Source organism: Streptomyces sp. JL2001 (assembly GCF_050917515.1).
GTDB lineage: Bacteria > Actinomycetota > Actinomycetes > Streptomycetales > Streptomycetaceae > Streptomyces.
In genome coordinates this window covers 7,043,158-7,056,913 of record NZ_CP169421.1, presented here as the reverse complement: position 1 = coordinate 7,056,913, position 13,756 = coordinate 7,043,158, and the positions used below count along the sequence as shown (strand labels likewise).

Below are 13,756 nucleotides of genomic sequence, written 5' to 3'. Positions count from 1 at the left end.
CCGGTTCCTCCGCGCCGGTCGGGGACTGCACCGCCGCGCCCGGCACGCACCGCGTCCGGCCGGGGGCCGCCGCTGGACGGCCTCGCGCGCACGGCGGCGTGCTCAGGTCCGCCGGCTCGCGGCCTCCTGCTCGTCTCCGCACGCCCTCCCGCTCAGGTCCGCTGGTCGTCGGCCGCGCGTTGCGTCCCGGGTACGGGCGGGCCCGCCCCGGCGTCGTGCTCCGCCGGCTCGGGACCCGAGCGTCCCGCCGGCAGGCAGAGCGCGGCCAGACCGACCAGGAGGGAGGCGAGGCCGCCGGCCACGAAGCAGGCGCGGGCTCCCCACTCCGCACCGATCCGCGCCACGAGCAGCGCGCCCAGCGGGGTCGAGCCCTGGAGGATGAGGGTGTAGAGGGCGAGGACCCGGCCGCGGAAGCGCGCGTCGCTGCCGAGCTGGACACGGTGGTTGGCGGCCTGGGCGAAGAAGATGGAGGCCCCGCCGGTGAGGAAGAGCAGGAAGACGGCGGCGGCGTACCCGGGCGCCCACCCGGTCGCCGTCTCCAGGCAGGCGAAGACGAGGGCCGCGCCGGTGACCAGTCGTGCCGAGGGCCGCGTCCGGCGGGCGGTGGTGAGGAAGGCGGCGGCGAGCGACCCGGCGGCGAAGGCCGTGGTCAGCAGACCGAAGGAGGCGGCGTCGGCGTGGAACACGGTCTTGGCCAGCAGCGGCAGGGTGAGCTGGAAGTTCAGCCCGAACAGGCCCACGCCGGCGACCAGGGCGAGCGGCACCGTCAGGTCGGGGCGGCTCCGCACGTACCGCAGCCCGTCGGCGACCCGAGCGCGCCCGGCCGGCTCGGCGCCGCGGTGCAGTTCGTCCGGGCGCATGCGCCGCAGGGCGAGCACCGTCGCCGCGTAGCTGAGCCCGTTGAGCAGGAGGACCCAGCCCGTGCCGGCGACGGTGATGAGCAGGCCGGCGACGGCGGGGCCCGCCACGCGGGCGACACTGAAGTACGCGGCACTCAACGCCGAGGCGTTGGGCAGTAATCCGGGTCCCACCAGCTCACCGACGAAGGCCATCCGGGTGGGTACCTCGACCGAGTTGACCAGCCCGAGGCCGAGCGCGAAGAGGTTGATGTGCGCCAGGCTGACGCCGCCGCTCAGGACGAGGACGGCGAGCAGCAGGGCGAGGAGGCCCGAGGCGAGGTTGGCCGCCGTCAGCAGCGTGCGCTTGTCGTGGCGGTCGGCCAGCCTCCCGCCGTACAGGGTGCACAGCAGCACCGGGGTGAACTGCAGGGCGGTGACGGTGCCGAGGGCGGTCGCGGAGTTCCCCGTCAGCTCCAGGACGAGCCAGTCCTGGGCCACGACCGACATCCAGGTGCCGGCGACGGAGACGACCTGCCCCAGGGCGAAGAGCCGGAAGTTGCGGACGCCCAGGGCACGGAACGGGTGGGCGGCGGCAGCCGGGATCACGGTGCGACGGCGGGAGGGCCGGCGTGGGGGCGAGCGGCGACGGTGGGGTGGGGGGCGGTGTGCTCCGCCACGCAGGGAGGGCCGGCCTCGGAAGCGGCGGCGTCGCGGTGGCCGGGTGCTCGGCCGCCCTGTGCACGGAGGCATTCGTCGAGGAACGCGAGCGCCCGCAGGTGGTAGGCGCGGGCGGCGGTCCCGAGGCTGATGTTGTGGCCGGCGCCGGGAAGCCGGTCGACGACGACACGGGGCGCGCCGGACAGCAGGCCGATGAGGGCGCCGAGATCGGCGTCGGTGTGCCGCCACCAGGCCTCGTGCTCGGCGAAGGTGAGCCGTACGGGGACGCGCACGCGGGGCAGCAGCCGGGGTGCGAGGGCGTCCCAGGCGCCTACCGTGTCCCGCTCGCGCGGCGGCATCGGGGTCACGATCCGCTGTCCGACGTGGAAGGTGCCCGACGGGTACAGGTGCAGCGGACCCCAGTTCAGGCGGCGCAGGGCGGCGCCGTCGGGCCGGCGCAGGAGGCGCGCGACGTCGACCGCCGGCCGGTGCCCGCACCCGGAGACGTCGACGCCCAGGAAGAGCCCGGGCGGCGCGTCCGCGGCGAGCGCGAGGGCGAGCTTGCCGCCGAAGGAGTGAGCGAGCAGGAAGAGCGGGCCGGTGTCGTGACGGGCCGTGACCTCGGCGAGCGCGGCCCGGACGGCCCGCGCCTGTTCGGGCAGCGTCTGCCCCTCGGGCAGATAGGGGGCGGAGGCGCCGTAGCCGGGCCGGTCGAGCGCGAGCACGGCGACGCCCAGGCGGGCGCCGAGCGTCATCAGGGAGACGTCGGGGTGGGCCTGGCCGTCGAAGTACCCGGCGCTCATCCCTCCCCCGTGCAGGGCCACGACCGTGGCGCGGGGCGGGCGGCCGTCCGCGGGCTCGCTCAGGAGGGCGGAGAGGGGCAGCCCGGCGGCGTCGAGGATGATCCGCCTCACGCCCGGGGAGCGGGAACCGCCCGGGGGCGCGGACGCCGTGGGAGCCGCGTCCGGCTCGGGCGCCGCGTCCGGCTCGGGAGTCGTGGGAGCCTGTGCCGCCGTCTCTGCCATGTGACCGTCCTCGTTCGCGCGCCGAGGGGCGCCGGTTTCTCGGGACCGGGCGCGCGCCCGGGGGTTCACGGTGCCGTGATGCGTCACTCCTGCGGGGCCGGTACCGATCCCGGCGGCGGCCGGGGCCGCGCCGGGGCGCCGGATCCGCCTGAGGACACCCCGGCCCTCGATCACCCGTTCGACGGCGGGTGCCCGGGCCGAGCCCAGTATCGCCCGCCGGCGTCCGGCTCGCGATCTCTGCGGGCGCGGGCCCGCGCGGCGCCGAGGGCGAGGGCGGCGTGGTCACCGGGTGTGGTCCCGGCGGCTCGGTGGACACCCACCCGGGGGTCGTCGGCCCGCACGGCCTGATCGGCCGCACGGCCCTCCGGACGCTGCGCGACTTTTGCCGCCGGCGCGGGCGGGTACTGCGCGGGGATGAGCTACGTGCAGCACGGCAAGGAGTACGCGCGCGACAGCCGGTACCTCACCACCCGCATCACCGCGGACGGCCGCGAGGGTTTCCCCGTGGAACCCGGCCGCTACCGGCTCGTGGTCAGCCGGGCCTGCCCCTGGGCGAGCCGCGCGGTGATCGTGCGGCGGCTGCTCGGGCTGGAGGCGGCCCTGCCGATGGCGATCGCGGGTCCCGTCCACGACGAACGGAGCTGGACGTTCGACCTCGACCCCGGGGGCCGCGACCCGGTCCTCGGTATCGAGCGGCTCCGGGAGGCGTACCTCGCCCGCGATCCGGAGTACGACCGGGGGATCACCGTTCCGGCGATCGTCGACGTGCCGACGGGTGAAGTGGTGACGAACGACTTCGCGCAGATCACGCTCGACCTGTCGCTGGAGTGGACGGCGCACCACCGCCCCGGGGCCCCGGAGCTCTACCCGCCCGCACTGCGCGAGGAGATCGACGCCGTGAACGGGCAGGTCTACGCCGACGTCAACAACGGTGTCTACCGGGCCGGGTTCGCCGGATCGCAACGGGCGTACGCGCAGGCGTACGAGCGCCTCTTCGACCGGCTCGACCGGCTCTCCGAACGTCTCCGGGGCAGCCGGTACCTGGTGGGCGACACGATCACCGAGGCGGACGTGCGCCTGTTCACGACGCTCGTCCGCTTCGACGCCGTCTACCACGGGCACTTCAAGTGCAACCGGCAGAAGCTCAGCGAGATGCCGGTGCTCTGGGCGTACGCCCGGGACCTCTTCCAGACGCCGGGCTTCGGCGACACGACCGACTTCGCCCACATCAAGCGCCACTACTACACGGTGCACGACGACATCAATCCCACCGGGGTCATCCCGGTCGGCCCGGACCTCTCCGGCTGGCTCACCCCGCACGGGCGTCACGCGCTCGGGGGGCGCCCGTTCGGCGACGGCACACCGCCCGGTCAGGTCGCCGCGGGGGAGCAGGTGCCGGCAGGTCACATGCCGTCACGCCGCTGATGCGGCGGACCCGGCGCCTCACGCCGGGTCCCCTTCCGCGGGTCAGTGGGCCGCCGCCCCGAACTCCGCGTGCTGCGTGCGCAACGAGTAGTCCGTCTCTCCCCCGGGCGGCGAGCCGAGCGACCGGCGTCGTGCCTCCGCTCTGGCCTCGCTCAGGAGTGCCCGGAACTCCTCGTCGGTGAGCCGGCCCGCCGCGCCCGTCGTCCGCGGCACGGGCCTCCCGCCGTCGCGCCCACGCATGACCTGCCTCCTTCGGTTTTCTCACACTCGCCCGCGCGAGTACCCGAGGAACGCCGCGGTATCCGCCCCGCCCCCGGCCGGCCGCCGCCCGCCGTGAGCGCCGTCCGGTTCCCGGTACGGAAGTGGGGCAGGCGAGACGGGTGTACGCAGACCGACACCCTTGCTGAGGAGATATGGACAGCGTTCTTCGTCTGACGATCGTCGTGGGCGGCTCCGTGCTGCTCACGGTCGCCAGCGGCCTGCTCGCCGACTTCCTGCTGCGCCGAGCGGACCTCCGCCATCCAGAGACCCCGTTGTGGGGGCTGCTGCGCCGCTGTCGTGCCGCGTTCCAGATCGTGTTGCTCGCGGGGCTGCTCCGCGGCTCCCACCGGGCGATCGACTGGCCCCCGCTCCGTGAGCGTCAGTCACTGATCGGGCACGCGCTGCTGCTCGTGCTGATCGCCGCGGGCGCCTGGCTCTCGATCCGCATCGTGGCCGCCGTGGTCGAGTCCAGTTACGCGCGCTACGCGTCCGGCAGCCGCGAGGCGGCCAAGGTGCGCCGAGTGCGCACCCAGGTCACGTTGATCATGCGCGTCGTGACGGTCGCGGTGGGCGTTGTGGCGGCCGCCGTCATGCTCGTGACCTTCCCGAGCTTCCGCACCCTGGGCACCTCGCTGCTGGCCTCGGCCGGCATCATCGGGGTCGTGGCGGGCGTGGCCGCCCAGTCGACGCTGGGCAACCTGTTCGCCGGCTTCCAGATCGCGTTCGGCGACATGGTCCGCATCGGGGACACCGTGGTGGTCGACGGCGAATGGGGAACCGTCGAGGAGATCACGCTGACCTTCCTCACGGTCCGCACCTGGGACGAGCGGCGCGTCACCATGCCCGTGTCGTACTTCACGGCCCGTCCGTTCGAGAACTGGTCCCGCGGCGGCATCGAGATGACCGGCACCGTCATGGTGCACTGCGACCACGCCACGCCCGTGCAGCTGATGCGGGCGCAGCTGCGCGAGATACTCGACACCTGCCCGACCTGGGACGGGCGGGGCTGGGACCTGTCCGTCACCGACACCACGCCCACGGGCATCACGGTCCGCGCCATCGTCACGGCGAAGGACCCCGACGACCTGTGGACGACCAGGTGCACCGTGCGGGAGCAGCTGGTCGCCTGGTTGTCCCGTCAGCACCCGTACGCCCTGCCCCGCGTCGCCACGGCGCCGGCGGACCGGCCGGCCCGGTCGGCGAAGTCGGTCGGCAGCGAGCTGCGCAGCCCGTCGCGCTGAGCCCGGAAGACCGGGTGCCATGTCCGGCGATCGCTGCCGGAGACCGGGTGACGCCTCCCCCGCGGGCGGTGCGGGGCCGACCCCCCGCCCGCCGGTGGGCTCGGCGGGCGGGTGCGGTCATCGCGGCCCGGGGCTCGCGTACGGCGTCTCAGGTGTGGACGCGGCCGTTGACCCCGTCGTGGGCGTCCGCCGCCTCGTCGTCGAACCAGTAGTCCCCGGCGGCGAGGTAGCGGAAGGCGTGGGCGCTCTTGAGGGGCAGGCCCACGGTCACGGCGCGCAGGCCGTCCTTGCGCGGCTGGAGGGTGTGGACACCGGGCCGCCAGCCGTTGAAGTCGCCGACGACGCTGACCGGTCCGGGCGGGGTGTCGGCCGGCAGGACGAAGGTGACCTCGGCACGGTTCTTACGCGTCTTGCGTTCCAGCATCGGGGCTCCCGGCTTGTGAGTGGGTGATCGGGCCCATCCTCGGCCTTGGAGGCGACGGCGGGCGGCGCGGCACGTTCCAGCGCGCCGGAGACCACCCGGCCGCCACACCGCCCCGCGTGTCACGCGGCTCCCCCGCGGCGGAAACCCGGATGCGGGTGGCGCACGGCGGCCCCTAGGCTGCGCTCGCGCAAGGGACGAGGGTCGGGGCGAGGCGCCGATCGGTGGTCGGCGGATCGGAGACGTACGGGTATGACCAGTCAGCTGTTCGCGATCTGCTTCCACGCGACCCGGCCCGCGGACCTGGGGCGGTTCTGGTCGGGGATCCTGGGCTGGGAGTCGGCCGACGGTCCGGACGGCGACGTCGCGTTGCTGCCCCCTGACCCGGGCGGGTTCCGCATCCGCTTCCTGCCGGGCCCGGAGCCGAGGGCCGGCCGGAACCGCGGGCACTTCGACCTGACCAGCGCCTCCCCCGAGGAGCAGCGGCGGACGGTGGAGAGGGCGCTGGGACTCGGCGGGAAGCACCTCGACGTGGGCCAGCTCCCCGAAGAAGGACATGTGGTGCTCGCCGATCCGGAGGGCAACGAGTTCTGCGTCATCGAGGCGGGCAACACGTTCCTCGCCGACACCGGCCCCATCGGCGCGCTGGCCTGCGACGGTACGCGGGAGGTCGGCTACTTCTGGAGCAGTGCGCTGCGGTGGCCGCTGGTCTGGGACCAGGACGAGGAGACCGCGATCCAGTCGCCGAGCGGCGGCACGAAGATCACCTGGGGCGGCCCTCCGGTGGCGCCGCACACGGGCACGAACAGGCTGTTCCTGGAGCTGGCGGCCCCCGCGGACGCCGACTGGCAGGCGGAGGTCGACCGCCTGATCGCACTCGGCGCGACGCGCACGGACGCGGGCGAGGGCCCCTCCGACGGCGACAGCGGCCGGGTATCGATGCGTGACCCCGACGGCAACGAGTTCTCCGTACGGATGACCCGGTAGCGGGCACGATTCCGCGGCCCCGGCGGGGACAGGCCCGGTCCGGAGGAACTCGGGGATCGGCTCGCGCGGCGCACGACCGAGGTGAACGCCGTGTGCGCCGATCACAACGGGGTACGCGCTCGCCAGGCGGACGACGTCACCGGGCCACGGCGGCACGGTCGCGAACCGCCGGCCACGGTCCCCCGCGGGACCGTCGTATCCCCTCCCGGCCGTGTGCCGGGCCATCCGAAGGAGACGATCATGATCGCCGATCACCCTGCCGTCGGACTCGCCTCCGAGCTGGCCGCGGCGGGCACCAACGCCATCTTTCTCGCCGTCGCGATCGGAATCGTCGTGGTGGGCGTGCTCCTCGCGAGCTTCTGGTGGGGCAGCCGCCGGGTCGCCCGTCGGCGGCGGCCGGTCGGTGACCCGACCCAGGCGAAGCCGCAGCCGGGCGGCGATTCGTGGACGACCCCGGACGACGACCCGAGCCTGGGCGACTCCCGCCGCTGACCCCGCCCGGCTCCTGACCCCGGCGGCCCGCCGATCGAGCGATCGGCGGGCCGCCGGGGTCAGGCGTCCGTGGCGGGCGTCCGGACCCGGCCGTCCGAGGAGCCCGGCCGGGTGGCGGAAGCCCGGGCCCTGTCAGGGAAGGAGCCGCCCCGGCGACTCAGGGGAGGAGCCGCCCCAGCGGTCCGAGGTCCAGGTTCAGGTCCTCCAGCTCGTAGCCGTGCTGCCGGCAGAGGTCCTCCAGCCTGTCGTGCAGGGCGAGGAGCGTGGCTCCGAGCTCTTCCTCCTGGTCATCGGTGAGGTCACCGGCGTCCACCCTGCGCAGGGCCTGGCGCTCGATGAGCTGCCGCAGGAGCTCGACGAGGGTGAGCACGAGCTTCAGGAGGTCCTCCTCCACCGTGTCCGAACCCGTGCGCACCCGGTGCGCCGGGTACCGGCCGTGGTCCTCGGGCGCGGGCGGTGACCGGAGGAGCCGGTACGCGCGCGACATCGACTCACCGAGGCCCGTGAGGTCGCCGTCGGGGCCGTCCGCGCGGCCGGTTCCGTCGCGCGCGTCGGCTCCGTCGAAGGCGCTCATGACGGCCGCCCGCCGTACAGCGGCATCGCCGGCGTGTCGGCGTCGACCGACACGATCAGGGCGCGCAGCGAGATGCGCACCAGGTCGATGTCGGCGATGGACAGGACGATGTCGCCCGCGATGACGACGCCGCCGGCCAGCAGCCGGTCCAGGAGATCGACGAGCGCGACCTGGCGTCCGGCCAGCGGCTCGCCGTGGAGCGGGACGGCCGGGGGCGCGCCGTGGAGCGGAACGGCCGGCGGTTCGTCACGGGGTGGGACGGTCATCTGTCTGCTCCCTGCCCTGCTCGGGTTCCGGAGGCATGGCGAACGAGTAGGGCGCCCAGGGCCCCGTCAGCTCGATCCGGAGGGCGGTGTACGGCGCGGCGGCCTCCAGGACGGCGGCGCGGAACCGTTCGGTCTCCCGGTCCGGCACCAGGTAGGCGTTGTTGAGGATGTTCTCCAGCGGACCGCTGAGCGCGCTGCGCTGGACCGGATGCCGGACCACGCCCGTGGCGTGGCGCGCGCCGGCGGCCTCGACGTGCGCGGCGGCCTCGCCGGCCTGGACGTCCCGCGCCTCCCGGGCAGCGTGCTGGGCACGGCGCTGCCGCAGGTACGAGCGTCCGGGCGTGACGGTGTCCGGCGACGCACCGGGGCCCGGTCCCCGCGGCCCGTCCTCCGGCTCCCCCTCGGGCGAGGACGGCGACAGATAGATCTTGACCCCGTACTCCGTGTGGCCCCGCAGCAGCGCCAGCCGCTCGGCGAAGTACTCCCTGCGCCGGGACAGCGCCTGCCGGGCGCGCTCGGCGTCCTGGTACACCGTGGCCATCCGGAGCGGCAGGACCGCCGTGCGGGCGGCGAGCGCCTCCACGACGCCGTGATGCGCGCGGGCGGTGTCCTCCAGCCATCCCACGTCCTCGAAATGCTGCTTGAGAGCGCTTTCCCCGAAGTCCTCGGCAGGCACCCGGCTGGCCGCGAACGCGAGCGCCGGTCCCGCCGCCGCGTCCTCGGCCACCAGCAGGACCGGGGCCTCGGCGACGCCCCGGAGCGGCTCGACCACCACGGTCACCTCGTCGTCCGCGGGGACGACCGCGTACACGTACGTCAGCGTCGGCGCGCCGGCCCGGTCGCCCGTCATGACGACGGCCCTTCCTCGTCCACCTCGACCGGCTCCTCGTCCTCCTCGGCGGTCTCCTCGTCCAGGAGGCGGCGGCGCCTGGTCGGCCGTGCCCCGCTCAGCCCGCGCACCTCGCGCCGCAGCGAGTCGAGCTCGGAGCGCAGGCGCCGGTTCTCCTCCACCAGACGGTCGCCGCTGTGGCGGGACGAGAGCGACGGGTCGTGCTCCCACCAGTCGATGCCCATCTCCTTGGCCTTGTCGACCGAGGCCACCAGCAGGCGGAGCTTGATCGTCAGCAGCTCGATGTCCAGCAGGTCGATCCGGATGTCGCCGGCGATGACGATGCCCTTGTCGAGGACCCGTTCCAGGATGTCGGCGAGGTTCGCCGAGGAGCCGTACTCGGGTGGGGCCGCCCGCGAGGGATAGCCCTCGAATCGGTGGGCGAGCGGGTCAGTCACGGTGTTCGCCTCGCTTCTCGGTCAGGTGCCGCGCCGGAACGCCTCGATCTCCGCCAGGCGGTCCAGGAGCTCGTCCTCGCGGCGATCGAAGCTCTCCTCGTCGATCTCGCCGCGGTCCCGCTCCTCGGCCAGCGCGGCCAGCTCCTGCCAGATCGGAGCCGGGTCGTAGTACTGGTCCTCCGCCTGCTCCACCACCCGCTCGGCGGCCCAGGCGACCATGCGCACCGGGGCCAGCGGGAGCGTGGCCAGTGTGCTGAAAAGGCCCATGTCGGTTCGCCCTCCTTAACGGGCGGCGGGTCCGGCGGCGCCGAGAACCGGCGTCTACCGGACGAAGCTGTAGGGAGGCAGGGGCCCGCTGACGCGGAACCTGACACCGCCGTCGAGATGCTGCTGCGAGAGCGCGTCCTGCCGCTTGAGGAAATTCTCCTCCTCTTCCCGCGGGACGAGGAGCGAGAGGTTGAGGAAGTCCTCACCCGCCGGTGGGTGGACGTTCTGCTCGCGGGCGAAGCCCGCCAGCTCCCGGACGACGGAGTCGGCCAGCGCTTCCTGTCGTGCGTCCACTTCCCGGGCCACCAGCTCCCCCAGCGCCAGGGGCAGACCCGGATCGGGCGATCCCGCCCGCATCCGCTGGTCGAGATCCCATGCCTCGGGCACCTCCTGGAGGATGCGGCGCAGCAGCACGTCCTCCGCCTGCGACGCCTTCAGGTGGTACTCCGAGCAGCCGGCCAGCCGGTCGAGCGCCGCCAGGTAGCGGTCGGAGTTCTCCTCGAGCACCTGCCGGACGGCGGATTCGTCGGGTGCGATGTAGCCGAACTGGAGCGGCAGGACCGTCCCTTCGTCCATCAGACGCTCCTGGACCTCGTGGTGACGGGCCAGATCGCGCTGCTTGGGGCGGATCTCCTCCGAGATCTCGCTGACGATCGCGTGGAGTTCACCGGCGGCCACGCCGCGCAGGGACTCGGCGGAAGAACCGACCCCGGACAGTCCGTCGAGGTCGCGGGGGTGGTCCGCGCCGACGATCGAGTACACGTACAGAGCCATGGTCTACTCCTCTCGGCGGCGTGCCGTGCGCTTGGCCGGGCGCCGACGGCGCGGTGCGGGCTCTTCCTGCTCTTCCGGCTCCTCCTCGGAGTCGTCCTCGTCGCTCTGCTTCGACCCGCCGCCGATGGACTCGGTGACGGCTTCGACGGCGCCGCTCAGCGCGCCCTTCGACTTGCCGTGCGCACCGCCCTCGGCCATCTTGCCCATGACCTCGGGCAACTGGGCGGGGGCCTTGCGGCCCGATTCCAGATCCAGCCGGTTGCACGCCTCGGCGAAGCGCAGATAGGTGTCCACACTCGCCACGACGATGCGTGCGTCGATCTTGATGATCTCGATGCCCACGAGCGACACCCGCACGAAGATGTCGATGACCAGACCTCGGTCGAGAATCAGTTCCAGAACGTCGTACAGGCTGCTCGAGGATCCTCCGCCTCTGCTGACACTGCCGCCGCTCTGCGGCACCACCGTCATGACGCCTCCTCCTTCCGGCAGGACCGTGTCAGGTCTGCCGATCGATCATTCCTCGCGTGTAGCGGCGCGTCCGCTCGTACGAGACGAGCTCGCCGTTCTCGTCCAGGCTCACCCGGTAACTCGCCAGCACACTGGTGGTGTCCGGGATGCGCTCCAGCTCGACGACCTCGACCTGCGCCTCCCATCCGTCGTCGGTCGGGCGGAGCGAGGACACGCTCTCGGGAGGCCGCCCGAGCAGCTGCGAAAGCTGCTCGGAGGCCGATTTCATGGCCGAGGCCGCGTTCGGCACGCCCGTCCGTCGGCGCGGGGGACGGCGTCGCTCCTTGGGCTTCTCCTCGTCGGCGCCGCGCGACGTCGAGCGCCGGGCGCGAGCCGGTTCCGCTGCGGCCATAGATCCCTCCAAAAGGCACATGGACCCCATCTCGGGAGATTTCGTGAGTATCCACGCATAACACCTGCCCAACTGAGCAGGTGGCATGTATATCCCGAGCAACGCTCCTGGAATGACGAGGCGACCGGGCACCGGACAGACAGCGCGGGCAACCGCACGCGCCCCCCTGGCCGCCGAGCGGGCGCAGCCCGGTGGAGGGACGGAGAAACTGATGCAGGACACCACGAAAATGGCGCTGGCAGCCGCGCTCGCCGGAGGCTACGTGCTCGGCCGGACCAAGAAGGGTCGCCTGGCGTTCACGATCGCCACCTACGTCGCGGGTCGGCGCTTCGGCCTGGAACCCGGGCAACTGCTCACCCAGGGACTCTCGAAGGTGCGTGAGCTGCCCCAGGTGGCGGAGCTCGGTGAGCAGCTGCGCGGCGAAGCCCTCGATGCCGGACGCCAGGCGCTCGGCGCCGCCGCCAACCGCAAGCTCGAAGACCTCGCCGGATCTCTCCGCGAACGGACGCTCAGCCTCACCAGCAGCGACGGCGGCGCAGGCGAGGAGGACGGGGAGGAGGAGGAAGAAGGGTACGAGGACGAGTACGAGGAGGAGCCCTACGAGGACGAGGAGCAGGGCGAAGAGGGAGACGAGGAACAGGACGAGGACGAGGAGTACGACGAGGGCCCCGAGGCCTCCGCCGAGGCGGAGGAGCCGGAGGAGGAGGAAGAAGAGGAAGAGGAAGAGGAAGAAGAGGAGGAGGAACCGGAACCGGAAGCAGAGGCCGACGAGGAACCGGAGGCAGAGGCCGACGAGGAGCCGGAGGCTGACGAGGAACCGGAGCCGGCTGAGAAGCCACGCCGGAAGCGGGCCGCCCCGTCGACGTCGCGCGCCGCGAGCAGCGGCACACGCAGCCGCTCGCGCTCCACCACGTCGTCGTCCCGCGGCGGCGGAACGGCCGACAAGGGCACGAGCCGGGCGAAGAAGGCACCGGCCAAGAAGTCCGCCGCGAAGACTCCGGCGAAGAAGACGGCCGCGAAGAAGACCACGTCCGGGACGGCGGCCAAGAAGACCGCCTCCGGTTCCGGGGCCAAGAAGACCGCGGCGAAGAAAACCACGTCCAGGAGTCCGGCGAAGAAGACCGCCGCCAAGAAGTCCGCCCCCAAGAAGACCGCCTCCAGAAGCCCTGCGAAGAAGACGGCACCCAAGAAGTCGACGGGCTCGACGCGCAAGACGGCGGCCAAGAAGACGTCTTCCCGGTCCTCGCGGAGTAGGTCATGACAACGACAGAGAACAAGACAGAGAACAACACGAAGGACAGATCCGGATTCGACATGCTCAAGGACGAACTCGGCAAGTTCCTCACGGCCCAGGCCGAGGGACTGGCCGACAAGGCCTCCGGCAAGATCGGCGAGGTCACGGACAAACTGGGCGACGTCGCGCAGAACGGCGGGAGCCTGGGGGACATCGGCGGGCGCATGCTCCAGGGGGACTCCCCCCTGAAGGCCTTTGCCGGCAGCAAGCTCTCCGGCCTGAAGGACAAGGTCACGGACGCGGCGTCCGGGCTGTTCGGCAAGGGGAAGGGCAAGGGCAGGAAGGGCAGCACCAAGGCGACCAACATCGTCGAGTTCATCGACGTGGGCGTGCCCCTGCGGGCCGCGTACGACCAGTGGACGGAGTTCGAGGACTTCAGCGACTTCGCCAAGGGCGTCCGCAGCGTCTCCAAGGGCGACGACACCACCAGCGACTGGAAGGTGAAGGTCGGCCCCTCCACGCGCGGCTGGAAGGCAACCATCCAGGAGCAGGTGCCGGACGACCGGATCGTCTGGAGCTCGGATGGCGCCAAGGGCACCGTCCGCGGCTGCGTGAGCTTCCACGAACTCGGCCCGTCCCTCACGCGCATCCTGGTCGTCGTGGAGTACTACCCCTCCGGTTTCTTCGAGAAGACCGGAAACGTGTGGCGCGCCGGCGGCCGCCGTCTGCGCCTCGACCTGAAGCACTTCGACCGCCACGTGACCCTGGGCAGCGAGGAACCCGAGGGCTGGCGGGGCGAGATACGCGACGGCGAGGTCGTCAAGACGCACGAGGAGGCCATGGAGGAGGAGGAAGCAGAGGAAGGCGAAGAGGGCGAAGAGGGCGAAGAGGACGAGGAAGGTCAGGAGGGCTACCGGGACGAGGACGAAGGAGAGGAAGGCGCGGACGACGAGGACGGCGAAGCCGACCAGGACGAGGAGGACGAGGAAGACGAGGAGGAGGACGGGGCGTACGAGGACGAGTACGACGAGGACGAGCCGGAGGAGGAAGAGGAGGACGAGGAGGAAGACGAGGACGAGTACGAGGACGCCGGCAGGAAGTGACGCCGACGGCGCGCATGCGCTCGCCCCCGGCGGGTATCGCG

Annotated in this window: 18 protein-coding genes; 6 read left to right on the top strand and 12 right to left on the bottom strand. The window is 72.8% G+C overall.

The window, feature by feature from the left end:
• Window positions 1–152: 152 nt before the first annotated feature.
• Window positions 153–1,442 (bottom strand): MFS transporter, encoded by a 1,290-nt coding sequence (locus tag ACE1OA_RS31525; RefSeq protein WP_356609325.1) that lies wholly within the window; start codon window positions 1,440–1,442, stop codon window positions 153–155.
• Window positions 1,442–2,521: an alpha/beta hydrolase gene (locus ACE1OA_RS31520; RefSeq protein WP_432753751.1), complete on the bottom strand. Its 1,080-nt coding sequence runs from the start codon at window positions 2,519–2,521 to the stop codon at window positions 1,442–1,444. The genes ACE1OA_RS31525 and ACE1OA_RS31520 overlap by 1 nt, the downstream gene beginning before the upstream one ends.
• 414 nt (window positions 2,522–2,935) lie before the next feature.
• Between ACE1OA_RS31520 and ACE1OA_RS31515 the strand changes: the two genes are divergently transcribed.
• The gene (locus tag ACE1OA_RS31515; RefSeq protein ID WP_384874323.1) at window positions 2,936–3,946 is read left to right on the top strand and encodes a glutathione S-transferase family protein; all 1,011 of its coding nucleotides are present in this window, start codon (window positions 2,936–2,938) and stop codon (window positions 3,944–3,946) included.
• 42 nt (window positions 3,947–3,988) lie between these two features.
• On the opposite strand, the gene ACE1OA_RS31510 is transcribed toward ACE1OA_RS31515, so the two are convergent.
• Entirely contained in the window at window positions 3,989–4,186 is a 198-nt protein-coding gene (locus ACE1OA_RS31510) for a hypothetical protein (RefSeq protein WP_356609266.1), read from the bottom strand.
• Window positions 4,187–4,359: 173 nt separating this feature from the next.
• Between ACE1OA_RS31510 and ACE1OA_RS31505 the strand changes: the two genes are divergently transcribed.
• The gene (locus ACE1OA_RS31505) at window positions 4,360–5,448 is read left to right on the top strand and encodes a mechanosensitive ion channel family protein (protein WP_384874320.1); all 1,089 of its coding nucleotides are present in this window, start codon (window positions 4,360–4,362) and stop codon (window positions 5,446–5,448) included.
• A 148-nt stretch (window positions 5,449–5,596) separates the two neighbouring features.
• Here ACE1OA_RS31505 and ACE1OA_RS31500 read toward each other — a convergent pair whose 3' ends face one another.
• Complete coding sequence (locus ACE1OA_RS31500; protein WP_356609262.1) at window positions 5,597–5,872, bottom strand: isoamylase early set domain-containing protein; 276 nt, start codon at window positions 5,870–5,872, stop codon at window positions 5,597–5,599.
• Between the two features lie 249 nt (window positions 5,873–6,121).
• Between ACE1OA_RS31500 and ACE1OA_RS31495 the strand changes: the two genes are divergently transcribed.
• Together ACE1OA_RS31495 and ACE1OA_RS31490 are read left to right on the top strand one after the other, a co-directional pair.
• Window positions 6,122–6,856: a VOC family protein gene (locus ACE1OA_RS31495; RefSeq protein WP_432753750.1), complete on the top strand. Its 735-nt coding sequence runs from the start codon at window positions 6,122–6,124 to the stop codon at window positions 6,854–6,856.
• Between the two features lie 240 nt (window positions 6,857–7,096).
• Window positions 7,097–7,348, top strand: a complete 252-nt coding sequence (locus ACE1OA_RS31490) for a DUF6479 family protein (RefSeq protein ID WP_356609258.1) — start codon at window positions 7,097–7,099, stop codon at window positions 7,346–7,348.
• A gap of 157 nt (window positions 7,349–7,505) precedes the next feature.
• Here the strand turns inward: ACE1OA_RS31490 and ACE1OA_RS31485 are convergent, their stop codons facing one another.
• From ACE1OA_RS31485 to ACE1OA_RS31450, 8 genes are read right to left on the bottom strand one after another with little or no spacing between them, the layout of a single operon-like run.
• Window positions 7,506–7,922, bottom strand: a complete 417-nt coding sequence (locus ACE1OA_RS31485) for a gas vesicle protein K (RefSeq protein WP_384874314.1) — start codon at window positions 7,920–7,922, stop codon at window positions 7,506–7,508.
• Window positions 7,919–8,188 carry a gas vesicle protein gene (locus ACE1OA_RS31480; protein ID WP_356605268.1) on the bottom strand — a complete coding sequence of 90 codons (270 nt, stop codon included), beginning with the start codon at window positions 8,186–8,188 and terminating at the stop codon, window positions 7,919–7,921. The genes ACE1OA_RS31485 and ACE1OA_RS31480 overlap by 4 nt, the downstream gene beginning before the upstream one ends.
• Complete coding sequence (locus tag ACE1OA_RS31475; protein WP_384874308.1) at window positions 8,169–9,038, bottom strand: GvpL/GvpF family gas vesicle protein; 870 nt, start codon at window positions 9,036–9,038, stop codon at window positions 8,169–8,171. Before ACE1OA_RS31475 ends, ACE1OA_RS31480 begins: the two co-directional genes overlap by 20 nt.
• A complete protein-coding gene (locus ACE1OA_RS31470) occupies window positions 9,035–9,475 on the bottom strand; it encodes a gas vesicle protein (RefSeq protein WP_386541366.1) in 441 nt (146 codons plus the stop codon). The genes ACE1OA_RS31475 and ACE1OA_RS31470 overlap by 4 nt, the downstream gene beginning before the upstream one ends.
• 21 nt (window positions 9,476–9,496) lie before the next feature.
• Window positions 9,497–9,742 carry a gas vesicle protein GvpG gene (locus ACE1OA_RS31465; RefSeq protein WP_356605274.1) on the bottom strand — a complete coding sequence of 82 codons (246 nt, stop codon included), beginning with the start codon at window positions 9,740–9,742 and terminating at the stop codon, window positions 9,497–9,499.
• Window positions 9,743–9,796: 54 nt separating this feature from the next.
• Window positions 9,797–10,516 carry a GvpL/GvpF family gas vesicle protein gene (locus ACE1OA_RS31460; protein ID WP_356605276.1) on the bottom strand — a complete coding sequence of 240 codons (720 nt, stop codon included), beginning with the start codon at window positions 10,514–10,516 and terminating at the stop codon, window positions 9,797–9,799.
• 3 nt (window positions 10,517–10,519) lie between these two features.
• Window positions 10,520–10,987, bottom strand: a complete 468-nt coding sequence (locus tag ACE1OA_RS31455) for a gas vesicle structural protein GvpA (protein WP_386541371.1) — start codon at window positions 10,985–10,987, stop codon at window positions 10,520–10,522.
• 28 nt (window positions 10,988–11,015) lie between these two features.
• Window positions 11,016–11,378, bottom strand: a complete 363-nt coding sequence (locus tag ACE1OA_RS31450; RefSeq protein WP_384874302.1) for a gas vesicle protein — start codon at window positions 11,376–11,378, stop codon at window positions 11,016–11,018.
• A gap of 211 nt (window positions 11,379–11,589) precedes the next feature.
• On the opposite strand from ACE1OA_RS31450, the gene ACE1OA_RS31445 reads away from it, so the two are divergent.
• Entirely contained in the window at window positions 11,590–12,639 is a 1,050-nt protein-coding gene (locus tag ACE1OA_RS31445) for a histone protein (RefSeq protein ID WP_356605282.1), read from the top strand.
• Entirely contained in the window at window positions 12,636–13,715 is a 1,080-nt protein-coding gene (locus tag ACE1OA_RS31440) for an SRPBCC family protein (RefSeq protein WP_356605284.1), read from the top strand. The genes ACE1OA_RS31445 and ACE1OA_RS31440 overlap by 4 nt, the downstream gene beginning before the upstream one ends.
• Window positions 13,716–13,756 lie beyond the last annotated feature (41 nt).